The following is a 24,923-nucleotide window of genomic DNA, read 5'->3' on the forward strand; positions in this document are numbered from 1 at the left end:
TCAATTAAAGTTCTTCAGCTGCTATTTTCACAAGACCGAGGAATTCGCTGGCCAGATGTATCTTATGACCATCTACAAGTTCTTTAGGAGTACCTTGTGGGAAACAACAGGTGAGCAGCATCTCAATTCCCTCGTCTGTATCCTTGATATAGTGTGCTGCCAAAGTGTGCATATCGGTTCCATCGCCAAGCTGTGAATACCCAATTGTGAATGGCAGATAATCCTCAGGAATATCCAGTGGAATTTTAATGTCAGGCGCAAACATGATTCTCATTAGATTAGGTCCGCCAAACATCCCCATTCCTTCAAAGCCTGCCGGTACCTCCTCAGTCATGACATGTCCGTAGTGTTCAGGATTGGCAGCCAGTGATGAATCGTCACCCGCCATAGCGAGCATCAGCCCTTCGCCTAAGTCATCCATGGTAACACCAGTGACCTTCATATGGGTAACACAGGGCTGATAGGGATCGCCCTCCTTATAATTGGAAATGATATCTTTCCACATTTTGTCTGTTTTCGTAATTTCATCTTTGTATAGTTCTAAAAGCTTATCGGTTCCCAATTTTACCTTGGTTTCTAAATTAAGACGGGCAGCATCTGTTTTGCTTAAGAAATCAATGTCGGTATAAGAAAGAGATTTCCCATTGTCTGTAACCTCTGCGCCAAGATAGATCATCTCATGTAAAACATGCTTATTTCGTTCAAATTCAAATGCTTCAATCATCTCTTGTGAGTAGGAATTGCCGTCAATATCAAACTCTACTTTGTAGTCTTTCAAATCGTACCTCCTTAAAATATATCATAGACAAATTGTATCACATCAGTATATAATAACAAGGGGATTACCTGAGTCAATATCATCAATTATGTATCATGTTTTAGTTGAGACTAACTTCAAAACATTTATAAAATAGATAAGGGGAAACAGGAAAGACATGGATAAAAGAGTGATTGAAAATGAAAGAGTAAAAAAAAGTATTGAAAAAGCTTTGTTTACTTTATTAAAAAACAAATCGTTTTCAGAAATAACGGTCTCTGATATCATCAGAGTTTCTGGCGTGGCAAGAGCATCTTACTATCGGAATTTTGAATCAAAAGAAGGAATTATTGAGGCATACATGGAGCGTCAGCGCAAGGAAGTTGCCCATATGATTACGTTCTCAGAATCTGTTGCGGATATATTTAATGAGGCAAAATTAGTCATGGCACTCCAACATTATTTGCAGCAAAAGGATTATATCCTGTTATTGTATGACAATGGATTTGGAACCTTCCTTCAGGAAGATATGAATCGGTTTGCGGAGCTTAACATCGGAGATATGCCACAAAAGTCTATGGAACGTTATCGTCTATATTTTCTATCGGGGGCAATGTTTAATACAACCATTCAGTGGTTGAAAAGCGACGCTGTCGAATCGCCGAGGCAGATGGCAAGAGCTTTTATAAACATGTTGTCAAATAAGAATTCATACACGGAGGAAGAATCATAAGGAACCAATAAGTGCAGAAATATATACTTCGAAGTCTTCTGTATCTTGCCAGCTATGAATGTACACTGTTGGAAAGCGCAGCATAATGCCTTTTTTTTTTGGAAGTATTGAAGAGAATATGGGGTCATCAATTCAAAAAGATGAAATATTCAATATTGCTGCCATAAGATCAATTAGAGGTTTTTACCTATAATGTTGTTATAACCACATAACTTTCTGAGAGATGTGTTATACTGGACATAACAAACAAAAGAAAGTGTTTTGAATGGAGGCAGATTACTATGGGTAAAAAAGTTTCAAATCACGTAACCTGGGTAGGAAAAACAGACTGGGAGCTGAAAAGCTTTCATGGAAATGAACTCTCAACTTATGATGGATCCTCATACAATGCATACCTTGTACGTGGCAGTGAAAAAACAGTTTTGATTGATACAGTCTGGCAGCCATATGATAAAGAGTTTGTATCCCGTCTGCAAGAGGAGGTTGATCTTTCTTCTATTGACTATATTGTGATGAATCACAATGAAATCGACCATTCTGGTTCTTTACCGGAACTGATGCGAGAGATCCCGGATACGCCGATCTACTGCACAGCGAAAGGTGAGAGCATCATCAAAGGACACTATCATCCGGAAGATTGGAACTTTGTAAACGTGAAGACAGGTGGCACCTTAGATCTCGGTGATGTTACGCTTACATTCGTGGAGGCACCGATGCTCCACTGGCCGGATACAATGTTCACCTATATGGATGCCGGAGAAGGCGAACATATTCTATTTTCCAATGATGGTTTTGGTCAGCATTTTGCTTCGGAATCCTTGTTTGATGAGGATGTAAATAAAGAAGAAGTTTACCATGAGGCGATGAAGTATTGGGCAAACATTCTAAACCTCTATGCGAACCAGGCAAAGAAAAAAATCAATGAAATTCTCGCGATGAATCTGCCACTTGATATGATTGCACCGAGTCACGGAATCATCTGGAAGTCAAATCCGACGGAGATTGTTGAAAAATATCTGGAATGGGCGGATGCTTATCAGGAGAATCAGGTCACAATCATGTATGATACCATGTGGAATTCCACACGAAAAATCGGAGAGGCAATTGCACGGGGGATATACAAAGTAAGGCCGGATATTACGATCAAACTTTTTAATGCCAGCAAAGAGGATAAGAACGATATCGTGACAGAAGTATTTCGATCCAAAGCAGTTCTGGTCGGATCGCCAGCCATCAACTATGGATTTATGCATTCCATTGGAGGAATGCTGGAGATGATCAAGGGACTTCGCTTTAAGAAGAAAAAAGCGGCAGCTTTCGGAAGCTACGGTTGGAGCGGCGGTGTAGTTAAACAGATGACTGAAGCACTAAAGGGCTGTGGATTTGAAATCGTAAATGACGGATTCGAGAGAATCTGGGTGCCGGACGAAGGTGTTCTCGCCGAAGCAGAAGAATACGGAAAACAGTTCGCAGAGAACTTATAAAAAACAATAATCCCCATAAGATGTAAAAGTCTTTTGGGGACTGTTTTTCATATGACATTCATGAAAATTGTGCTGTAAGACTATGATCCCTATATCGGTCATTTTTTTGCCTTTGTGCCAAGGTGTTTTTTGTTTTTAGAACTGAGAATGATAAAACATGTAACATTGAAAATGAACTATCTGCATGATATAATTTGGAAAAGTAGATTCGGCCTTTGGAAGTAATGAAGAGGAGAATACGAATAAAGCAACTATTGGAATTTCACTTTAAATAGATAGGGAGGTCATTATGATTAAACTTATTATTACTGATTTAGATGGAACATTTCTAAATTCTAAAGGCAGTTTCGAAAAAGAATATTATCAAAAGATAAAGAAAATCATGGATATCAATCATATTGCCTTTGCAGCATGTACAGGAAAACAGTGTGAACGTGTAGAAGAGCTTTTTAACTTTGAAGATTCAAAAGACATTTGGATATTAGGAGATAGCGCTACTCGTATAAAATACAATGGTGAATATGTATACGAATCTTTTTTACCAAATTCGTTGGGAATAAATATAATCGATAAGCTCGAATCTATTGCTTCTGATCATACGATCATAGCATGTACACCTACATCTGCGTTCATAAAGTCAACTGTAGATAAAGAAATTGTGGAAAAACTACGTCAATCTTATGCTGTAGTCAAAGTTTTGGATAATTTCCGAGAGATCAAAGAAGATTTCGTTAAAATTACAGTTTTCGATGCTAAATTAAGATGTTTTGAACATGTGAAACAGCTTTTAGAATTTAAAGATAAAGCATATATTGTAGCATCTGAAGCAGCTTGGATTGACATTTCAAATTATAATGTTCATAAAGGAACGACGGTACATCAGCTTCAAAAAATATTGAATGTAACAAAGGATGAAACAATGGCATTTGGTGATGGATTAAATGACATAGAATTAATGGACGCAGCAACATATAGTTTTGCTGTTCGTAATGCATCTGATCAAATAAAAGAAAAGGCCACGTTTATCACAAAATCCAATGATGACAACGGTGTTTTACAAGCAATTGAAAAAATATTATTGTTACAGAATGAAAATAAAAGTTACGGGAACCTGTATGGCGAAGTTTGTGCAAAGAGATAAGGATATAGGACAGCAACATATCAGAATTTGATAGGTACTATCGACAAACTGGAAGAAGGCTTAAATACATTATCCATATTTGGATTCTAAAGACAATAAAGATATATTTGAAAAGAGGTGCAGGCTTATGAAAAAAAATCAAGCAATTCTCTATGCAAAGCCAGTAAAATCAGGCGATCTTTGCATAGAGTAATATAGTCGCTGATTCGTGTGCTGGCTTTGCAACTTGATGACAATTATCAAGGAGGAGGCCTGCATGAAATATTTAAATGCGATGGATATTCTTCCTGATGCCTTAGTTAAGGAGCTGCAAGAATATTTACAGGGCGGATATCTATATATTCCCGCAAAAAAGGGGCAGCATAGGAGTTGGGGAGAATTGTCGGGTGCCCGGAAAGAAATCGATGCAAGGAACAAGGAGATTATCCAGAAATATGACAACGGGATTTCTATTGAAAATCTTGCGGAGGAATATTCTCTTTCTGTGTATGCCATAAGAAAAATTATATATTCTCATTAAAATAAATGAGGGGTTGCTATATGCAGCCTCTTATTTTATACCAAAGTATGCAAGGAAAGCTGCCAGTGGCAGGTTTTCTGTATATACGAAACACTACCTAACTGTATCGTGTATTGAAGTAGGAGAACGGATTTGCTACGCTTAATATGAAAATATTTATGAGAGGAGAACAACGAATGCTGCAGCAATCACATGCCGTATTACCGTCACCCAATGTAGAAAGAACGGCGGATTATTATGCAAATGTCTTGGGATTTAAGGTTGAAAAGTATTTACATTCAAAAGAAGCACATATTTGTCTTTACCGTGATAACACGGAAATAATATTAACAAAGGCAAATACTTTAAAAGTTTTTCCTAACAGAGCGTTATATGGATATGGCTATGATCTTTATATCATTGCGGATACCCAGGAAGACTTGCAAAAAGAATTTTTGTCAAAAGGTGCGAAAATTGTCCGTACTCTTCAAGAAACGGACTATAATAACAAAGAGTTTGTATTAGAAGATATTGACGGAAGATGGATTGGGTTTGGGAAAAAGCAGTAAAATATGGGAGACAGAATTAAGGAGATTTAATTTTATGTGCACGAGATTTGTTTATAATGGAAATGATACCATTGTGGGATTTAACTTTGATATTGACCCCTCTGTATGGACACATACAATTATCAAAGAAAAAAACCGGTTTTATATTGGAATAAAAATGCCGGATAACAAATATCATTCCTTTCACGGAATAAATAAAAACGGTAATGTGGGTACGCTGCTTTATGTGAACGGAAATGAAAATGGGAAATATACTGCAAGCAGAACGTGTTCTACGATTTCTGAATTAACAGAAGATTTCATCAAAGGAATACTTTCACTTGATGATGTTCTGAATCTGGTACAAAAAAACAAGATTGTCTATGCTCCAGATGCTACTATGCAGGCTATGCTTTCGGATATGGATGGGCGTGTGCTTATTATCGAGCCGGGATTGGGGTACCGATTAGAGCAAGCGGGGTATTCGCTCATTACAAACTATTCGGTGTTAAGTCCCAAGGTAACCAGGCCATATATTGTGTCTGGAGATGATAGATTTGAAAGAGCTGACGAGCAACTTGAAGAATGTGACAATGACTTTTCCATTGCGAATGCATTTCATATATTGAAATCTGTAAAGCAAGAAGGACTTTGGGCAACAAGAGTTTCCTTTGTGTATTCTGTCAGAGAAAATAAAGTTTACTATGTATTGAACAATGACTTCGAAAATATAGCGGAATATCCATTTATTTGATGGAAAAATACGGATAATTGATGTAAAATGTAATTAACAGTAAAAAAATATGTTAGGGTGTGATTATCTTTAATAAGTATCGCTATACAGAACAAGGTAAGATTCAAGTATTTATAATTGAAGCTCAAAAGAAAAAAAGCATCCTTAAAATGCTGGATAAATTTTCAATTAATAAAGCATGCTTGTTTCCGGAGATCTCGGATGTTACAGAATTTATTAAAGAGAAATATTAAATAAAGAGCCGGATAATTGAAATCATTCGGGGAAAGAATAAAGATGGAAGTGAATATGATGACATTCGAAAAAATCAAACAGGAAATTATAGCCGATCCAATGAACGAATCCTATACAAAAATGGGAATTCCACCATTATTTAAAGCTTCTGTAGATGCGCGTATTGTCATAGTTGGACAGGCACCAGGACGTAAAGCAGAAGCAACTCAGTTGTTTTGGAATGATTTAAGCGGAGACCGATTAAGAGAATGGATGGGAGTATCTCGCGAAACATTTTATAATACGGATCGGATTGCTCATCTGCCTATGGATTTCTATTATCCGGGAAAAGCGAAAAACGGCGATGTCCCGCCCAGAAAAGGCTTTGCAGAAAAATGGCATCCATGTTTACTGGATGAGATGCCCAATATTGAAACCATAATTTTAATCGGCAGCTATGCACAGAAATATTATTTAAATAAAAGACTGGAGAAAAGTTTAACTGAAACAGTAAGAAATTTTCAAAAATATTTACCGGAATATTTCCCCTTAGTTCATCCGTCTCCCTTAAATCTGGGCTGGCTGAAAAAGAATTCATGGTTTGAAATGGATGTTTTGCCTGTTCTAAAAGAAATTGTGGATAAGAATTTATAAGGAAACCTTAACTAACATTTATAAAGAAAGAAGGAGCCGACAATATGTCTAAAATGCCGATGCTGTTTATAGGCCACGGTTCGCCGATGAATGCAATAGAAGATAATAGTTATACCAGGACCTGGGGAAAAATGGTGAAGGAAATACCTAAGCCAGAGTCCATCATATCAATCTCAGCTCATTGGTTTACAAAAGGAACTAGGATCATGAACGAGGAAAATCCCAAGACGGTCTATGATATGTACGGATTTCCCGAAAAGCTATATGAGATTCTGTATAATGCTCCCGGTAATCCAAAACTTGCAGGAGATGTAAAAAGATTAATTAGCAGGCAAAGTGTATTTGACAATTCCTGGGGTATTGACCACGGGACTTGGTCTGTGCTGGTTCATATGTACCCCGAAAAGGAAATTCCAGTCTTTCAAATCAGTATAGATGCCTCTGCGCCGCCGGAGGTGCATTATCAGATTGGTAAGGAGCTGAAATCCTTAAGACAACAAGGCGTTCTTCTGTTTGGTACCGGAAATATCGTTCATAATCTGCGGAGGGTTGACTGGGAAATGGATGACAAAGGGTTTGATTGGGCTTATCAGTTCGACGATTATATCAAAGAGAATATCAAAAATAGAAATTATGAAAATGTCATTCATTATATGGATTTAGGAGAAACGGCAAGGTTAGCTGTACCTATGCCGGATCACTTTAACCCAATCTTATACATATTGGGCGCCGCCGATCAGGAGGATAAGATATCGGTCTATAACAACAGCTGCGTAATGGGTTCTTTATCTATGACGAGTTATTTATTTAGCTAGAACGGCACGCAGCAAATACTTCAAAATGTCCCAGTTCTTAGGGGCATTTTTATTATAATTATGAAAAGTGAGATTTTTAAATGAAGATTTTTAAGGGAGGGTCTGTTTAAAGTCGGAATCAGTTCGATAGGAAAAGATTTTTTAAAACTTCGGTACTCTTATTTTCAGGCAGTTGCGGCCTATGAAATTGGAAGTCAAAAGGACGGCTTCTTCTGGCGTTTCAAATTTGATGACTATGTGCTTCAATATATTTTTGCTCAGAGTACGAGGGATATTCCTAAAGATATGGTAAGCAGCAAAAAAATTGGGATATTAAATGAATATGACAAAGAGCATCATGCAAAATTATCTTTGACATTAAAAGTTTATTTTGAAAATAATATGAGTCTTACAAGGACTTCAAATAGTCTTCAAATTCATCGAACCACACTGATTTACCGGCTGGACCGTATAAAGAATTTAGTTGATGCGGACTTTGATGATCCGATGCAGCGCTTTTTCCTTTTATGGTCCTATTACCTTATGGAGTAGGTGGCTGCCGGGGAAAATGATATGAATTCCTACGCTTTATCGGAAATACTATATGAAATTGCTATTATTTAAAGAATTTACACAAGACCCTGTGGGAATCTATAATATGAATGTAGTATTAAAAAAACAGGAGGTATTATCATGATGACTGCCCGTGAAAATTATCTGGCATTATGTAACGGAAAGAAGCCTGAACGCCTGGTTAACCAGTATGAGCCTTTTGAATTTGTTCTGCGTGATCCCCTTTTATATGATTTTTATTTTGGCTGCTATATTGAGGGACAAGATACATTAAATCCCTTTGGTGTGACGATCCGTTGGAAAAAAGGAGAGCATGCCGGAATGCCGTATGTTACGGAGAAGACAAAAGTGATTCAGGATGTTACAGAGTGGAAAAAATATATTAAAATGCCTGGTTTAGAGCATACGGAAGAAGAATGGGCGGCTGCAAAAGAAGACCTTGCAAAAATTGACCGTAAAGAGAAATTAGCCACAGGACTGATGGTCAGCGGTATTTTTGAAACAGCACATTCCCTGATGGGTTTTGAAGATACTCTGATGAATTTTTTGTTAGAACCAGAAGCAATGAATGAACTTTTCGATTATCTGTTTGAATTCAAGATGGAATATGCGAAACAGCTGCTTGACCATTTGGAGCTTGACGTCATATTGTCACATGATGACTGGGGAGGAAAGGACAGACTTTTCTTCAGCAAGGATGTGTTTGACGAATTTCTTAAACCCAGATATGAAAAACTGTATGGATATATTACATCCCGTGGAGTACAGGTTGTACATCGCTCGGATAGCTGGTGTGAAAGCATTGTCCCGGACATGGTGGATATTCATGTTACCACGTGGCAGGGAGTTCTGCCGGGCAATAATATTCTGAAACTTCAGAAAGAACTTGACGGTAAGCTAATACTGATGGGTGGAATTGATTCAATTATTGATATGGCTGATTGGAAAGAAGAAGTTGTAAGAAAAGAAGCCAGAAGAGCATGTGAGGAGTATGGGCCGGGCGGAGGATTTATACCAAGTATTACCTATGGTCTTCCAGAATCAATTTTCCCGGGTGTTTTTGAATGTATCACAGACGAAATAAGCCGTTATAATGAAGAACATAAGTGCTGATTCGAAGATAAATCTCGTCCTTTTGAAAAGGGGCGGGATTTTTTATCTTAGAGTGAAAAAGAAAAGTAATTGTATGTTTTCTGTGATAAAATAAACATTAAATAGTGGTGAATTTTCTGCGATAATGGCTTTTATTATTTTGCTTATTTTGTTAAACTATAAGATATATGAAGCAGAGAAGAAAAATATATAGAGAAAAGAGGGGTTCAGTGTGAAAGAAGGGATTATTTATCATGGAAGTCAGGAAATAGTACAATCCCCTGTAATTAAAATTGCTAAGTATAATAAGGATTTTTATTATGGATTTTATTGCACCATAATGAAAGAGCAGGCAGAAAGATGGGCGGTAAGATATAGTGGTCGTGGAATTATCAACGAATATTTATTTCAACCAGATTCATCATTAGAGATTCTGCAATTTAATGAAATGACTGAAGAATGGCTTGATTTCATTGTGGCCTGCAGGCTTGGCAAACCGCATGATTATGATATTGTTGAAGGTCCAATGGCAAATGACACTATATATAACTATGTTCAAAACTTTGTTGATGGAAAAATATCTCGAGAAGCGTTCTGGGCGTTGGCAAAATTTAAGAAACCGACACATCAAATAAGCTTTCATACAGCAAAGGCGTTGACTACACTTCAATTTATGAAAGGGGATGAAGTATATGATGAAGAATGATAGCGATTTATTTTTTTCCTGTAGTCTAATTGAATATATAGGGCGTCAATGCAAATTACAGAGAAAACAGGTAATAGAATATTTGGGAAGAGAGTATTTAAAGCGAATATATAAGTATGCAGGGACACTTCATTGTGAGCCAATCCAAAAAGTTGCAGATGACTATATTGAAATGCGTAAAATTCCGGTAGGAGATTTTGATAATATAAAAGCATGCAAATATGAAGTACCCGATTATTGGGCAATAGGAGAAGTATATGAAAGACTGATAGAGGATGTAAGCGGAGATGATATTATTGAGACATTGATTGAAGTATATAACTCATGGATAAGTGATGCTATTTCAAACTTTAATTCGGATTTTTATTATCAATCAAGAGAGTATATTTTTAAATGCTATCAACAGGGGGAATTATTATAGGTTTACAGGTTACACAATCAGGCAGTTGTTAACCTGCGGATGTCGGAATCATTTCAACATCTGCAGGTCTTTTTTAATTTCAGAAAAAATGATAAAATAACATGACACATAGCTGTCGTGTTAGATTTGATATGATACGAAATACAAGGAGTTCCTATGAAGATAGACAGGCTGATTGGAATTCTTTCTGTATTATTACAGAAAGAAAGGGTAACGGCACCAGAACTGGCAGAAAAGTTCGAGGTATCAAGAAGAACCATTAACAGAGATATCGAAGATTTATGTAAAGCAGGAATCCCGATTCATACCATGCAGGGGTCTGGAGGCGGTATCTGCATTATGGATGGATACCGGATGGATCGTACATTGCTGACTTCCAAAGATATGCAGGTGATCCTTGCGGGCCTTCGGAGTCTGGACAGTGTAAGCGGAAGCCGTTATTATGGGCAGCTTATGGAGAAGCTTAAAATCGGATCATCGAATTTGGTAAGCGGAAGGGATTCCATACTGATTGATCTGTCCTCCTGGTACAAGGCCGCCCTGGCCCCGAAGATTGAGTTAATACAGGATGCGATTGAGGCGAAAAAGCTTTTACGATTTCATTACTTTGCACCGGGTGGTGACAGTGTAAGAGAGGTGGAACCTTATTACCTGATATTTAAGTGGTCAAGCTGGTATGTGTGGGGATGGTGTACAAAAAGAAAGGATTTTCGATTATTTAAGCTGAATCGGATGGATATGCCGGAAAAATGTGAGATTGGGTTTATGCCCAGAGAGGCAATGCTCCCGGACCTATCGGTGGAGAAGATTTTTCCGGGAGAAATCAAGGTAAAGGCACTGTTTGCACCCGAGGTGAAATGGAGACTGGTAGAGGAATTTGGATCATCTTGCTTCAAAGAACAGGAGGATGGCAGGCTTTTATTTCAGGCAGATTATACCGACTTTGAGAATCTGTTCAGCTGGCTTCTTACTTTTGGGAGTAAGGTGGAGGTACTTGAACCTGTAAGTGCACGGAACGGACTTCTGAAAACTGCAAAAAGCATCATAAATATTTATGAGAAAGGATGAGGATAATGAAATTAGACGGATTTGGAATTATGGTAGATGATATGGCAGTGATGATTAGATTTTACAGAGAGGTTCTTGGTTTTGAGATTAAGGAGGACGAAAATACATCAAATGTGTTTTTGGAAAAGGACGGAACGCTGTTTCTGCTTTATGGAAAAAAAGATTTTGAAAAGATGACAGGCAGAGGGTTTTCTTACTGCACGGGCGTCAATGGACATTATGAAATTGCAATGAGTGTGGAAAATTATGCGGCGGTGGATAGAGCTTATGAGGAGGTAGTAAGAGCCGGAGCACAAAGTATCATGGAACCTGCAACAGAACCTTGGGGACAGCGTACTTGTTATATCGCTGATCCGGAGGGAAACTTAATTGAAATTGGCTCATTTACGGAATAGGAGACAGATATGAAAAAGTGGTATGATGAAGACGGTAGAGAAACCGGCCAGTGGGACAGCGACAAAAGATATCAGTGCATTTTGGGATGCATGTGCAGAGGATGGTTCTACAAGAGAGATATGCAGTTATTTTCCCAAAATGCCAAAGATGGAGGGAATGCTCGGAATCTGTTTTTCAGGAGGTATGGAAGCATTGAAATTTCCTTATGGCATTGGTGTGGAGTATGACGGAAGACCAGTTGTACATGATAATCTGGAAATTGTAGAGATTCCGGCTCATACTTATGCGGTATTTACCTGTAAGGGAAAGATGCCGGAAGCATTCGTAACAACCTACAAAAAGATTGTTTCAGAGTTCTTTCCGCAAAGTGACAGGTATGAGTATGGGCAAGGCATTGAGCTTGAAGTGTATCCATCAGAAAAGGTCGATGATCCGAACTATACCTGCGAAACCTGGATTGCAGTAAATGAAAAGTAAATTAAGACTTCAGAGTTCTTAAAATAGTACAAATGAGGCAGGCGGTACCCGTTGGAGATTGATTTCTCTGGCGGGTATTTTTGGCGCAGGCGGGGGATAAAAAGCAGAAAGAAAATGACAAATGCTAAGTTTCATGGTAACATAAAGCAAAATCAGAAGGTGGTGGAGCAGATGGAATTATATACAAATCGATTGATTCTCCGTCCGTGGCTGGAATCGGATGCAGAGAACCTATACAGATATGCGAAAGACCCACAGGTAGGCCCGGTTGCCGGATGGCCGCCGCATACCAGTGTGGATAACAGCAGAGAAATAATAAAAGATGTTTTGTCTGCAGATGAGACATATGCAGTCTGCCTGAAAAGCGATGGCAAAGCGATTGGAAGTATCGGATTGATGATTGGAGAAGCAAGTAATCTCGATATTCCAAACAATGAGGGAGAAATAGGATATTGGATTGGAGTTCCTTTTTGGGGGCAAGGCCTTATCCCGGAAGCCTGCGAAGAGCTTATTCGTTATGCATTTGAAGAATTGAAATTGGATAAGCTATGGTGCGGTTATTTTGATGGTAATCAAAAATCAAAGCGAGTACAGGAAAAGTGCGGCTTCGTATATCACCATACGAATAAAGATATTCATTGGAAACTGATGGATGACATCAGAACGGAGCACATTACCTGTATGACCAGAGAGAATCAATTGGAGGAGTGAAGCGTGAATAGCGAACGTGTATACAGAATGAAAGTATCCAGTGTTTATCCCATGTACATACAAAAGGTTGAACGGAAAGGGCGTACGAAAGCGGAAGTCGATACCGTCATCCAATGGCTGACCGGTTACGATGAACAAGGACTGCAGTCTCAGATTAATAGAGAAGCAGACTTTGAGGCATTCTTTGCTGAAGCTCCTGACATTAATCCCAACGCTTCTAAAATCACCGGAGTAATCTGCGGAATCCGTGTCGAGGAAATAGAAGACCCACTTATTCAAAAGATACGCTGGTTAGACAAGCTGGTGGATGAAGTGGCAAAAGGCAAGCCGATGGAGAAGGTGTTGAGAAGCGGGATATAAATCCAAATAGGTAAGGAGACTCCTGCTTATCCCTCCTACATGACATACAGCTGGCATGTTTATTGTGTTATATTTAGATTGTGAAGTTCCTACGAAGAGCGATGAACAGGATTCTTCTCCATGCCAAAGTATGCGAGCAAACCTGCCACCGGCAGCTTTACTGTATTTGGCTGTAACACAAGATTAAAGGAGGATAGGCTTATGGCGAGACCACAGACAAAATCAGATATGATAATTGCCGCGACAGAAAGTTATGCTAAACTCATGAATCTGATAGAGGGGATGACAGATGCAGAACTTTCTACAGAATTCGATTTTTCAAAAGATGAGAACAAAAAAGAAGCACATTGGAAAAGAGATAAGAATCTCAGAGATATTTTGATTCATTTGTACGAATGGCATCAACTTCTGATTGCGTGCATTGAGGCAAATAATGCAGGTGAGCATAGAACCTTTCTGCCGGAGGGCTACACATGGAGAACCTATGGTGATATGAATGTGATGTTCTGGGACAGGCATCAGAGTACCAGCCTTTCGGAAGCAAAGAATATGCTTATGAAGTCTCATGAAAAGTTAATGGGACAAATGAAAACATACACGAATGAAGAGCTTTTTTCAAAAGGAGTATTTGCATGGACAGGTGGAACAACCCTCGGCTCCTATTTTGTCAGTGCAGCTTCAAGTCATTATGATTGGGCGATAAAGAAGCTAAAGGCACATAAAAAGATGGTCTCAAGAAATCGAGTGGTTTAAGGGCATATCAGTCCAAAGAATCATCTATAAGTTCATAAAGACGAAAATGGTTCTTATGGAAATCAAGAAGTCCTTCGTCACGCATGTGCATAAGCTCTTTGGAAAGAGCACTGCGGTCTAAATTTAAGTAGTCAGCAAGCTGCTGACGGTTAAACGGAATATCGAATTCACGGGCATTAGATTTCCGGGAAACGGCTGTAAGGTAAGATTCGATACGCGGCCGCGTTTTCTTGAACGAGGTCTGGAATATGCGAGCAGAGAGTTCGATATTTTTTCGGTTTGAAATCCTCAGTAAATTAAGAATGACTTTTTTATGCCAGGTTCTGTCTGAATGATGACCATGTACAATACCGGCACCATTTAAGAAAAGTATTCTGCTGTCTTCTGCGGCAACAGCATCAACCAGAAGGATATCTCCCGTAATAGCGTAAGTTTCACCGAATATCTGTCCTTGGACGATATTGGACAGTATCGTCCTTTTTCCCCAGAGGTCTATGTTTTCTATATTGACGCTGCCATATAGAACAACGCCGGCTTCATTATTTTTTTCTCCTGTATGTAGGATACATTCATCTTTCTTGTAATTTTTTTCTCTCATGCACCCACAGCTGCGCATATCATGGTATTCTTCCTCCGATAATTCCGCAAAAAGGGGTGATTCAAATTTTTTCATAATATTTCACCTTTCGTGGTTATAACAACATTATCTTGGTTACAATTATAGTAATATACAATTGTAAGGTCAAGAGAGATAAATAATTTTTATAAATATGGCAGCGGAAGTCGTATCATGGAAAAAAAGGAATGCGATGTCAACAATGCTTTTGATTCAAATATCATAAAATGGGAGAATTATGCTTTGTGCAGAATTCTCCCATTTTAGTTACCAAGAAAGACAATTGCTAAATGCCCACTTTATAACTGCAATTATTTTTTATATCCGCACTTGGGGCACACGCCGTTTTCATCTAAAGCAATGCCACACAGAGGACAACGGTCAATGTGGTTATTGGTTTCAAATTCTTCAGAAGCTGCATTATCACCGCTGGTAAAGGTAAGTTTTGCAATGTTCAGCTTATCCTTCAGCAAGTCATAAACAATCTTGATCATTCCCTCAACAGTCATTGTCTCTTTTGTAACCACCAAACGACATTCTGGATATGCGGTTGCAAGTTCTGTCTTAAAAGCAGGTCCTTTCATTTGATTGGTCGGTGCACCGTCTTTAATTCCCTGTTTTTCATAAACATCGAGAATTGCAGGCAGCAGAGGATCATCCTCTCGCAGAACCAGTGCATGATCAAAATTCTTCATGACTTCCCATGCGGTCTTCTTAATTTCATTACACGGAAAGACCATATTAACACCCATATTAACGGAGTCATTTACTTCAATTGTTAGAGTGCCTGTGTGGCCGTGCAAATACTGTGCTTCCCCCTTAAATCCATAGAACCTGTGTGCGTACTGCAATTCTAATGTTGTAATGCTTCTCATAGTATCATTCTCCTTTTATATTATTTACGGGTGTTTTTTGCTCCCGTATAAGCACTAAATTATGTTATGAATGGGCATCTGCATCATATATCTGCTGCTTATTACTGCAGTCTTTGCATATGCCTTTAAAAATGATATCATGTCCGGTAAATATAAACCCATGATCATCCCTGATAGATTGCTCAATATCCTTCATATATTCCATGTCAACATCAAAAACACGGCCACATTTTACGCATCTGGCATGATAGTGATCACTGCAGATGTGGTCATAACGGTCAGCTCCACCAGGAAATTCCCTTTTACGGATTTCCCCCATTTCACAAAGCCGCTGCAGGTTCCGATATACGGTTGCCTTACTGATGCGTGGGTGTTCTTTGACGATTGTTTCATATATCTCATCTGCAGTTGCATGGCATCTGAGATTGTTCACAGTCTGAAGAACTAAGTCACATTGAATGGTTTTGCGTCTAATCATAATATAACCTCTTTACGATAGTTATTTCTTAATAGTATTATATATCAATAAAGTGTTTGTGTCAAGAGAGAAACAGAACTATTTTGAAAAGTCAAGTAGAAACTAAGATATGGGATAAACTGGAAATTTATTGAATTACAAGGAAAAATAGAATATACTAATTGACAAATAAAGAAAATTGAAAGGATAAAGGATAAGGATGGGGAAACAGGCAAAAGAGAGGAGGGGGAATCTTATAAGTCAGATACGGCACAGCTTCCAGACAAAGGTGCTGTTATCCATACTGGCACCTATCGTGGCTTTTTGTATTGTGACGAATATTGTTATCAGCGCTCTGCTGGGACACCAACTTATGGAGAAACAAAAGGATGTTGAGGAGGGTTATCTTTCTGTTATTTATTCTTATTTAGAGGATGCGAAGGATAATATAGATACATTGGCTCTGATTGCGGAGAATAGTTCTATTGTCAGATGGGCGATGTCAAAATCATCTCTTGATTCTATGGAGACGAAGAAATATGCACTTTATGCCCAGGAGAGCCTTGCAGCTTCCCTGAGGGGAAACCCGGTGAATGATTACGTGGATAGTATGGCTCTCGTGAACCGAGAAGGCATGGTGATATCGATAACGGCCTCCACGGGGATTAGCCAGGCGGGACAGATCTTTGAAAATCAACTTTTCCAGGAGGATATTTCCAATGGCAAAGCAGTGGCACAGATTGGAGAGTCGGTCATTGACAGTAAAGAGACTAAACTCATATATATTTATCCGCTTGACCGTGAAAAAAACAGCTTTATTTATATGGAATTAAATACCAGACTCTTTTCGGATCTGCTGGAACCCTATCGGGAATCCTCAAATATCATGATAGAGAGTGAAAAGAAAGATCATAACGTGTGGTATTCTTCACTGGATTTTCAGGAGATACAAAGGAGCGGGAAGCTGAAAGGTCGGACATATACAGATTCGCTTGCATTTCAACCTTTTTCACTTAAAATTACGGTAGTAATCGAGAGTAATTTTTACTCAGCGGATAACATCAATATTATCTATATGCTTCTAATCACTGTGATCATGGTTCTGTGTGCGGGAAGTGCAGTGTCACGGCTCATTTCTAAGCAGGTCACACAGCCGCTTCGGGGTTTAAGCGGGCATATCAGCCGTCTTGCAGAGGAAAAGGTTTTGACAGAGGATCCATCTATCGAAGAGGGGGAGGATGAAATCTCTAAGATCGGGAAAGAATTCAATCATCTTGTCCGACATATCAACAGTCTGATCAAAAGCCAAAAAAAGATGTATGAACAAAGACAAAGGCTTGAGATGAATGCATTGCAGGCACAGATCAATCCGCATTTTCTTTATAATACACTAGATTCTGTGCGGTGGATGGCGGTAATACAAAAAGCAAATAATATTGCAGATACAGTTATGAGTCTGGAAAATCTTCTGCGCAATATGGCGAAAGGAGTAGGGGATAAAATTACACTCAAGAAAGAACTCTCGCTGGTACAGGATTATGTCAATCTGCAGAAAGTGCGCTATATGGAGATATTTGATTACATATGCAGCGTGCCGGAGGAGTATTTGGATTGTCTGATTGTAAAAATGACCATGCAGCCAATCATAGAAAACGCGATTTTCCATGGTATCGAGCCCACAGGAACTTACGGGGTGATCCGTGTAAAAGCATGGGAGAAAGAAAATAGTCTTTATATATCTGTTGAGGATAATGGAGTTGGGATGGATCAGAAAGAGCTCTCACAGATATTGAAAGTGAAAAAGAATAAAAATGCTATGAGTGGAATTGGTGTGGTCAATGTGGACGAGCGTTTGAAAATGACCTATGGGCAGAATTATGGTTTGATTTATGAAGGTAAGAAAGGAAGTTTCACAAGAGTGACCATACATATCCCTAAGGAAGGGTATCAAGATGAATAAGACATTTATGTGGGAACAACGCAGAAAGGAGAAGGAAGCAAATGTACAAAGTTATGATCGTAGACGATGAGACAATCATCTTATCCGGAATCAAATTTCTTGTAGACTGGGAGAAAAACAACTGTGTCGTGGCTGCGACGGCACGTAACGGTCAGGATGCACTGGAGCAGATCCGCAGGATACAGCCGGATATTGTACTTGCAGACATTAATATGCCGGTGATGGACGGCATCACTTTGATGAAACGTGTAGGTGAAGAATTTCCACATATTGTTTTTATTGTACTTACAAATTTGGAAGAGTTTGACTTGGCAAGAAAGGCTCTGCAGTATCAGGCGGTGGATTATCTTGTGAAGAGTCAGCTGGAAGGCCCGCTTCTTGAAAAGGCGCTGGAGCATGCAAAAGCAGAGCGGGAAAAGCGAGGACAGTTAATTGAAGTGAAGGCAGCAGACTATTTTGAAAAAAAACATCGGGAAGAGATGGTGGACCAAGCACTTCAGGAAGTCCTGTTTTTCCGCAGCAGTTCGCCGGATGAAGCGTATAAAAAATTGTTACAAGAGTCAGGTGTACTCTCGGAATATGCATTTTTTTATATTCCCTTTGATTTTACGATGCTGACAGGTGAACATCCACCAGAGAAAAAAGAAAAGGCAGAACTGATGGAATGGATCAGAGAACTGGCAGTAAAGATTGCAGAAAATATTTTCCAGAACAATTATCTTTTTCTAGATACCGGAGAAGTGAATTCTCTTGTTTTGTTCATTCATCATGGAGGGGCAGAGGAACACTGGAAGAAAGATGCAGATATTTTTGCCCGCAAACTGCCAAGTACAGTAAAAAACATTACACAGGCCGAGTGCCACGTATACCATACGCAGATATACGAAGGATACGAGGATCGGAAACAGTGTGCGGTTGAATATCAGAGCCTTCAGGAATTGTATTATCTTGGAACAGTGGAAGAAGTTGGAAGAGAAGAAAGGCTGAAACTTGGCTACGAACCGTTGGGACTCAAAGGGATTGGTGTGCAGGTTTATCAGGAAATTGTGCAGCGGAATCTGAAAGGAATTCAGAATATCATGGACAGCGCAGAAGCGCGGATCAGCAATACCGTCCACCAGAAGAGTCAGGCCATCTGGCTTTTGAATGAGCTGAACCGGGAAGCCTCCCAGGCTTTGGCACAGTTGGGTATTTTAGAGAAGACTTCGTATGAAAAAGTAAGCAGTGTCGCAGTGATTGAAAATATTAGTACACGGAAACAGGTTCTGGAGTGGCTCTCTATGCTGCGCAATACACTGACAGACGTGGTCGGAAGTGGTACTGCACAGGGAAATTTGCTTGCAAAAAAGGCACACAGATACGCGTTGGATCATATCGAGTCCCACATAGGGCTTCAGGAAACAGCTGCTTATGTGGGGGTATCCGTCGGGTATCTTTCCACGATTTTTAAGAAAGAGTATGGACAAAGTTTCATGGATTTCATCAACAGCACGAAGATTGAATATGCATGCCGCCTTCTGGAAGAAAAAGATATGATGATTACAGAAATCGCCTGCAGACTTGGATATGAAAACGCATATTATTTTTCGAGAGTATTCCGGAAATATATGCATATGTCTCCTACAGACTATCAAAAACGGATGCTCAGTTGATGTGGAAGTAAAAAAATACAACTATATGAAAAAAATAACAGTAAATTGGGTAGTTGTGAAAAAAAGTGTAGGTTTTCAGTAGTATTTTAAATTTCTTTTTTTCGACTGCCTTTGTATAATGAACCTATCTTAAAGGTTTGAGTGAGAGAGGCCAATCACCAAAAAGGCAGGAGGTAAGTTTATGTACAAAAAAACAAGAAAAGCAATGGCACTTAGTCTTGCAGCAATGATGGCAGCGACAACGATGTTTGCAGGATGCGGATCATCCAATGACAGCAAGAAAGACAACAAGCAGGACAGCAAGCAGAATAGCAGTAGTGGCAGCAGCAAAAAAGCAGAAGAGGTAACTCTTACATTTCCGGTATGGGATCTCGCATCGACGCCATATTTGAACGATATTGTGGATGGATTCGAGGCAAAACATGAGAACATCAAGATTAATATCGTAGATATCGCGGCATCCGAGTATGTCAGTAAATTGTCTACGATGTTAAACGGGGGTGCTGACTGCGATATCGTTTACATAAAAGACCCGGACGGAACCCCATCTTTTGCGGATAAGGGTCAGCTTGAAGATCTGACATCTTATGTTGAAGCGGATAGTCTTGATACAGCGAAGTTTGTAGGATACGATGATTTCAATCTTGACAAAAAACAGACAGCGCTTCCGTTTAAGACGGACTACTACGTGCTGTACTACAATAAAGACATCTTTGATGCGGCAAATGTTGCATATCCGTCAAATGATATGACATGGAGTGATTGGGAAGAGATGAGCGAGAAACTGACAAGTGGGGAGGGAGCAGACAAGATTTATGGCGGCTATCTTCACACATGGCAGGCATGTGTTCAGAACTGGGCAGTTCAGGATGGCAAACATACGATTCTCGATACAGACTACAGTTTTATGAAACCGGCTTATGAGATGGCCTTGAGAATGCAGGAAGCAGGCACGATCATGGATTACTCTACTCTGAAAACAGGTAATATCGCTTACGCATCTCCGTTCCAGCAGGGAACTGTTGCCACACTTCCTATGGGAACCTGGTTCTCATCAACAATGATTGCGAAAGTAAATGCCGGCGAGACAGATGTAAACTGGGGAATAGCAACTCTTCCGCATCCGGACGGAGTAGAGGCAGGAAATACAATTGGCTCTACAACACCGATGGGAGTTAATGCGAATTCCAAACACAAAGAAGAGGCATGGGAGTTTATCAAATATGCCTGTGGTGAAGAAGGATCACAAAAACTGATAGCGAACGGTCAGATGCCGGCATATCAGGATGAAAAAACCTTGGATTCTCTGGCAGCTCTTGATGGTATGCCTGAAGGTGCGGCAGAAGCGATGGCAACTAAATCTATCGTTTTTGACAGACCGATTGATTCGAATTCAGCAGAAGTGAATCAGATGCTTTCAGAAGAACACTCTCTGATTATGATTGGAGAAAAATCTATTGATGATGTGCTTGCAGAGATGGGTACACGTTCAGAAGAAATTCAGGGCAAATAAGAATACAGGACTGGTGGGCGGCAGAAAAACTGCCGCCCACCTTGTACAAAGCCATGAGAATCGGAAAGGAGAATAAATGAAAGGGAATGGAAAAAGAAAACGTAAGGGACTGTCCCTTGGCGTAAGACAGAATATCATCGGATATTCTTTTATTCTTCCAAACTTTATTGGATTTTTTATCTTTACGTTTATCCCGGTAATGTTTTCGCTGATCTTGAGTTTCTCACACTGGGATGGATTTAATCCGATGAAATTTGCGGGTTTTGATAACTTTATTGATATCTTCAAAGACAGAGTTTTTCGAGGTGCGATCTGGAAGACGGCCTATTTTTCTATCTTCACAGTATTGTTCTCAATGCTGGCTTCGCTAGGTCTGGCGCTGCTTTTGAATCAGAAGATCAAGGCAAGAGGAATCTTTCGATGTGCACTGTTCTTTCCCTATGTGGCATCTGTTGTGGCAATCTCTGTTGTGTGGAATGCGATGCTGCAGCCGGATTATGGTCCGATCAATGAATTATTGAAATTTATCGGAATTGCTTCTCCACCCAGATGGCTGGCTTCTACGACATGGGTTATCCCGGGACTGATTCTTGTGAACGTATGGCGAAATATGGGATATTTTATGATCATCTATCTGTCTGGGCTTCAGAGTATTGATGAGAGTCTCTACGAAGCAGCACAGATAGATGGGGCAAAAGGCTGGACGCTTTTTAAAAAGATTACATGGCCGCTGCTAAGCCCGAGTACATTTTTTGTTGTGATGATGCTGATCATCAATTCCTTTAAAGTATTTGATCTGGTATATCTGATGACAAACGGAGGTCCGGGCACATCATCCACGATGTTGTCGCAGTATATTTACAATCAGGCATTTATTTCCTGGGATTACGGCAAATCTTCGGCGGCTGCGATGATACTGTTTGTGATCGTGAGCCTGCTTACAGTCTTCCAGTTTAAAGCTGAGAAGAAATTTGTAAATTATTAAAAGGTGGTGAAAGATATGGTAAAAAAGAAGAGTCCTGTAAAAATGACGCTTATCTACATATTGCTCATCGGATTGACAGTGATTACCCTTACCCCACTGATCTGGATGATCTCAGCATCGCTTAAGATCGACAGCGAGGTTTTCTCGGTACCAATAAAATGGATTCCGCAGAATCCACAGTGGAGCAATTACACGAAAGTCTGGGAGAAGATTCCACTTGTGACCTTTACATTAAATACAGTCAAACTAACCGTGCTGATTACGCTCATTCAGGTGGTTACGTCCAGTTTTGCGGCATATGGTTTTGCAAAATGCAGATTTAAAGGGAGAAATGTACTTTTTCTCTTTTATGTGGCTACGATGGCAATCCCGTGGCAGGTGTACATGCTGCCACAGTATTCTTTGATGAATTCACTGCATCTGGTGGATTCGCATATCGGCTATGTTCTGATGCAAAGCTTTATCCCATTTGGAGTGTTTTTGATGCGGCAGGCGTTTATCTCAATTCCAGATGAACTTCTTGAAGCCGCAAGAATCGACGGCCTGTCAGAATATGGGAACTATGTAAGAATCGCCCTTCCTCTGACCAAGGGCTCTGTCACGACACTGGTTATTTTTAGCTTTGTAACCATATGGAATGATTATATGGGGCCGATGATTTACTTCAATACGGAGTCGAAAAAGACGATTCAGCTTGGCATCAGAATGTTCATCGGACAGTATTCGACGGAGTATGGGCTTGTGTTTGCAGTTTCTGTATTGGCATTGATTCCGGTTGCCGTGATTTTCCTTATTGGACAGAAACAGTTTGTACAGGGAATTGCAAGCAGTGGTATCAAAGGATAAAATACCTCTGTTCAGGAAAGCAAAAAGTAACAGTACTGGTATTTATATATATGGAGGGAATTCTATCATGTTATATCCAAGAATGACTTCGAGCCGTATGGTCTTTGAACTGAATGGAATCTGGGATTTTAAACTATTGAAGAAGAAAGAAGAGAGGGACGCGGGCAGACGGCTTAAAGACAGTATGCCTATGCCAGTTCCCTCCTCCTACAATGATATCTATCCGGGAAGAGACTTTGCAGATCATGTGGGAGATATGGTTTATCAGAGAACTTTTACTGTCACGAACCCTGTGAAACAGGGGAGGCTATTTCTCAGATTTGGTGCTGTGACGCATACGGCGGAGGTATGGTTAAATGGTGAACTCCTCGGTTCACATAAAGGAGGTTTTCTCCCGTTTTCCTTTGAGATATCAAAGCAGAGCAGGGTGGGAGAGAACCTTCTTACTGTATTTGTGAATAATATTGTTGATTACACGACACTTCCATGCGGAAGAGTGGTGGAGGAAGAGTTTCCGGGGCTTGAACAAAGAACAGTGAATCTCCCAAACTTTGATTTTTACAATTATTCCGGCATTATGCGCCCGGTATGGATCTATACGACCCCAGATGTGTATATCGAAGATATCGAAGTATACGGAAAAATGGATGGGAGTGTTTACTGGAAGATACAGGCAGAAGGAGAGAGTGCCGATAAGGCCAAGGTCACAGTCCGAGTACTTGACGCTGAGGGAAGATGTGTGTATACGGGAACCGGATACAGTGGGAGCGGGCGTGTGGAAGCTCCCAGGCTGTGGGATACACAAGATCCGTACCTGTACCGTCTTTGGGTACGCTTACAGAGCAAATCCGGGAACGTAGATGAATATACGGAGATATTTGGTTTTCGGGAGGTGTCCATCAGAGACTGCAGGATTCTACTGAATGAAAAGCCGGTGTATTTAAAAGGATTTGGCAAACACGAAGAGGGTGGATCCCGTGGACGTGGAACGGACATGGCTCTCATGACCAAGGATTTAGGCCTGCTGAAATGGATAGGAGCCAATTCGTTCCGCACAAGTCATTATCCAAATAGTGAGGAGATGATGCAGCTCTGTGACAGGATGGGAATTCTCGTAATCGATGAGTCGCCGGCGGTGGGGCTGAATACCGGATTTACGGCAACGGGACTTCTTGGCGGAAATCCAAAAGGGACATGGGAAACCCTTAGGACGAAAGAACATCATAAACATGTCATGGAAGAGATGGTGAAAAGAGATAAAAACCATCCCTGTGTGATCGCCTGGTCCGCAGCGAATGAGCCGGCCAGTCAGGAGGATGGGGCAAAGGAGTATTTTGCGCCTCTGGTAGCACTTACAAAGGAAAAAGACATCCAGAAACGTCCGGTGACAATTGTCACTTATGAAGGCTCGACCCCGAAAACATGTAAAGTTGCAGAACTGTGTGATTTCCTCGTACTCAACCGCTACAGAGGATGGTATGACACAGAGGGAAACCTGAAGGGTGCGGCTGTCAAACTGAAAGAAGAACTGGAAGGCTTTCATGTGAGATGCCCCGAGAAACCGATCATGCTTGGGGAGTACGGAGCAGATACTATTGCAGGACTTCATGATTTGAATGCAAGACTTTTCTCAGAGGAGTATCAGACGGAGTTCATGAGAGCCTATGGGGAAGTGTTTGATTCTCTTCCATACATTGCAGGGGAGCATGTGTGGGTGTTCGCAGATTTTGCCACAGCGGAGAATATTAAGCGTGTGGATGGAAATAAAAAAGGAATATTCACAAGGGACAGACGCCCCAAACAGGCGGCATATTTTTTGAAGTCGCGATGGGAAGAGATCCGAAATCCTTATTGAAAAATAAGCAGATGACAGAAGTTTCAGTCT

Annotated in this window: 28 protein-coding genes; 24 read left to right on the top strand and 4 right to left on the bottom strand. The window is 40.1% G+C overall.

Going from position 1 to position 24,923, the window contains the following annotated elements; all coding sequences use genetic code 11:
* Positions 1-4: 4 nt before the first annotated feature.
* Positions 5-778 (bottom strand): hypothetical protein, encoded by a 774-nt coding sequence (locus INP51_RS04985; RefSeq protein WP_193736626.1) that lies wholly within the window; start codon positions 776-778, stop codon positions 5-7.
* Between the two features lie 157 nt (positions 779-935).
* Here INP51_RS04985 and INP51_RS04990 point away from each other — a divergent pair, with 157 nt between their 5' ends.
* The 18 genes from INP51_RS04990 (at position 936) to INP51_RS05075 (ending at position 14,134) form a co-directional block, all read left to right on the top strand.
* Positions 936-1,490, top strand: coding sequence for a TetR/AcrR family transcriptional regulator (locus INP51_RS04990; protein ID WP_193736627.1), 555 nt, complete (start codon positions 936-938; stop codon positions 1,488-1,490).
* A 281-nt stretch (positions 1,491-1,771) separates the two neighbouring features.
* Positions 1,772-2,974, top strand: a complete 1,203-nt coding sequence (locus INP51_RS04995) for an oxygen-binding di-iron domain-containing protein (RefSeq protein ID WP_193736628.1) — start codon at positions 1,772-1,774, stop codon at positions 2,972-2,974.
* Positions 2,975-3,263: 289 nt separating this feature from the next.
* On the top strand, positions 3,264-4,115 hold the full coding sequence (locus INP51_RS05000) for an HAD-IIB family hydrolase (protein WP_193736629.1): 852 nt from the start codon (positions 3,264-3,266) through the stop codon (positions 4,113-4,115).
* 256 nt (positions 4,116-4,371) lie between these two features.
* Positions 4,372-4,635: a CD3324 family protein gene (locus tag INP51_RS05005; RefSeq protein WP_193736630.1), complete on the top strand. Its 264-nt coding sequence runs from the start codon at positions 4,372-4,374 to the stop codon at positions 4,633-4,635.
* Positions 4,636-4,781: 146 nt separating this feature from the next.
* Positions 4,782-5,183, top strand: a complete 402-nt coding sequence (locus tag INP51_RS05010) for a VOC family protein (protein ID WP_230406880.1) — start codon at positions 4,782-4,784, stop codon at positions 5,181-5,183.
* A gap of 34 nt (positions 5,184-5,217) precedes the next feature.
* Positions 5,218-5,916, top strand: a complete 699-nt coding sequence (locus tag INP51_RS05015) for a C45 family peptidase (protein ID WP_193736631.1) — start codon at positions 5,218-5,220, stop codon at positions 5,914-5,916.
* Between the two features lie 291 nt (positions 5,917-6,207).
* A complete protein-coding gene (locus INP51_RS05020) occupies positions 6,208-6,783 on the top strand; it encodes a uracil-DNA glycosylase family protein (protein ID WP_207736911.1) in 576 nt (191 codons plus the stop codon).
* 44 nt (positions 6,784-6,827) lie between these two features.
* Positions 6,828-7,598 (top strand): 4,5-DOPA-extradiol-dioxygenase, encoded by a 771-nt coding sequence (gene ygiD / locus INP51_RS05025; protein WP_193736633.1) that lies wholly within the window; start codon positions 6,828-6,830, stop codon positions 7,596-7,598.
* Positions 7,599-7,883: 285 nt separating this feature from the next.
* Positions 7,884-8,129, top strand: coding sequence for a helix-turn-helix domain-containing protein (locus INP51_RS05030; protein WP_193736634.1), 246 nt, complete (start codon positions 7,884-7,886; stop codon positions 8,127-8,129).
* Positions 8,130-8,270: 141 nt separating this feature from the next.
* The gene (locus INP51_RS05035; protein ID WP_193736635.1) at positions 8,271-9,263 is read left to right on the top strand and encodes a uroporphyrinogen decarboxylase family protein; all 993 of its coding nucleotides are present in this window, start codon (positions 8,271-8,273) and stop codon (positions 9,261-9,263) included.
* Between the two features lie 211 nt (positions 9,264-9,474).
* Entirely contained in the window at positions 9,475-9,948 is a 474-nt protein-coding gene (locus INP51_RS05040; RefSeq protein WP_193736636.1) for a DUF3990 domain-containing protein, read from the top strand.
* The gene (locus INP51_RS05045) at positions 9,935-10,369 is read left to right on the top strand and encodes a hypothetical protein (protein WP_207736897.1); all 435 of its coding nucleotides are present in this window, start codon (positions 9,935-9,937) and stop codon (positions 10,367-10,369) included. The genes INP51_RS05040 and INP51_RS05045 overlap by 14 nt, the downstream gene beginning before the upstream one ends.
* A 156-nt stretch (positions 10,370-10,525) precedes the next feature.
* Positions 10,526-11,437: a helix-turn-helix transcriptional regulator gene (locus tag INP51_RS05050; protein ID WP_193736637.1), complete on the top strand. Its 912-nt coding sequence runs from the start codon at positions 10,526-10,528 to the stop codon at positions 11,435-11,437.
* Between the two features lie 5 nt (positions 11,438-11,442).
* Positions 11,443-11,832 (top strand): VOC family protein, encoded by a 390-nt coding sequence (locus INP51_RS05055; protein ID WP_193736638.1) that lies wholly within the window; start codon positions 11,443-11,445, stop codon positions 11,830-11,832.
* A gap of 22 nt (positions 11,833-11,854) precedes the next feature.
* A complete protein-coding gene (locus INP51_RS05060) occupies positions 11,855-12,310 on the top strand; it encodes a GyrI-like domain-containing protein (RefSeq protein ID WP_193736639.1) in 456 nt (151 codons plus the stop codon).
* 171 nt (positions 12,311-12,481) lie between these two features.
* A complete protein-coding gene (locus INP51_RS05065) occupies positions 12,482-13,021 on the top strand; it encodes a GNAT family N-acetyltransferase (protein ID WP_193736640.1) in 540 nt (179 codons plus the stop codon).
* A gap of 3 nt (positions 13,022-13,024) precedes the next feature.
* Positions 13,025-13,381, top strand: a complete 357-nt coding sequence (locus tag INP51_RS05070) for a DUF2200 domain-containing protein (RefSeq protein ID WP_193736641.1) — start codon at positions 13,025-13,027, stop codon at positions 13,379-13,381.
* A 201-nt stretch (positions 13,382-13,582) separates the two neighbouring features.
* The gene (locus INP51_RS05075; RefSeq protein WP_193736642.1) at positions 13,583-14,134 is read left to right on the top strand and encodes a ClbS/DfsB family four-helix bundle protein; all 552 of its coding nucleotides are present in this window, start codon (positions 13,583-13,585) and stop codon (positions 14,132-14,134) included.
* 7 nt (positions 14,135-14,141) lie between these two features.
* Here INP51_RS05075 and INP51_RS05080 read toward each other — a convergent pair whose 3' ends face one another.
* The 3 genes from INP51_RS05080 to INP51_RS05090 all read right to left on the bottom strand — a co-directional run bounded on the left by INP51_RS05080 (position 14,142) and on the right by INP51_RS05090 (position 16,103).
* Complete coding sequence (locus tag INP51_RS05080) at positions 14,142-14,807, bottom strand: Crp/Fnr family transcriptional regulator (protein ID WP_193736643.1); 666 nt, start codon at positions 14,805-14,807, stop codon at positions 14,142-14,144.
* Between the two features lie 254 nt (positions 14,808-15,061).
* Positions 15,062-15,625, bottom strand: coding sequence for a 6-carboxytetrahydropterin synthase (locus INP51_RS05085; RefSeq protein WP_193736644.1), 564 nt, complete (start codon positions 15,623-15,625; stop codon positions 15,062-15,064).
* Between the two features lie 64 nt (positions 15,626-15,689).
* Positions 15,690-16,103: a Fur family transcriptional regulator gene (locus INP51_RS05090; protein WP_193736645.1), complete on the bottom strand. Its 414-nt coding sequence runs from the start codon at positions 16,101-16,103 to the stop codon at positions 15,690-15,692.
* Positions 16,104-16,302: 199 nt separating this feature from the next.
* Between INP51_RS05090 and INP51_RS05095 the strand changes: the two genes are divergently transcribed.
* The 6 genes from INP51_RS05095 (at position 16,303) to uidA (ending at position 24,893) form a co-directional block, all read left to right on the top strand.
* Positions 16,303-18,042 carry a sensor histidine kinase gene (locus tag INP51_RS05095; protein ID WP_193736646.1) on the top strand — a complete coding sequence of 580 codons (1,740 nt, stop codon included), beginning with the start codon at positions 16,303-16,305 and terminating at the stop codon, positions 18,040-18,042.
* 41 nt (positions 18,043-18,083) lie between these two features.
* A complete protein-coding gene (locus INP51_RS05100; protein ID WP_193736647.1) occupies positions 18,084-19,694 on the top strand; it encodes a response regulator transcription factor in 1,611 nt (536 codons plus the stop codon).
* A gap of 181 nt (positions 19,695-19,875) precedes the next feature.
* On the top strand, positions 19,876-21,207 hold the full coding sequence (locus tag INP51_RS05105) for an ABC transporter substrate-binding protein (protein WP_193736648.1): 1,332 nt from the start codon (positions 19,876-19,878) through the stop codon (positions 21,205-21,207).
* Between the two features lie 76 nt (positions 21,208-21,283).
* Positions 21,284-22,192: a carbohydrate ABC transporter permease gene (locus tag INP51_RS05110; RefSeq protein ID WP_193736649.1), complete on the top strand. Its 909-nt coding sequence runs from the start codon at positions 21,284-21,286 to the stop codon at positions 22,190-22,192.
* Positions 22,193-22,207: 15 nt separating this feature from the next.
* Positions 22,208-23,038 carry a carbohydrate ABC transporter permease gene (locus tag INP51_RS05115; RefSeq protein ID WP_193736650.1) on the top strand — a complete coding sequence of 277 codons (831 nt, stop codon included), beginning with the start codon at positions 22,208-22,210 and terminating at the stop codon, positions 23,036-23,038.
* Between the two features lie 67 nt (positions 23,039-23,105).
* Complete coding sequence (gene uidA, locus INP51_RS05120) at positions 23,106-24,893, top strand: beta-glucuronidase (RefSeq protein WP_193736651.1); 1,788 nt, start codon at positions 23,106-23,108, stop codon at positions 24,891-24,893.
* Positions 24,894-24,923 lie beyond the last annotated feature (30 nt).

The sequence above is a fragment of the Blautia liquoris genome, assembly GCF_015159595.1.
Taxonomy (GTDB): Bacteria; Bacillota; Clostridia; order Lachnospirales; family Lachnospiraceae; genus Novisyntrophococcus; species Novisyntrophococcus liquoris.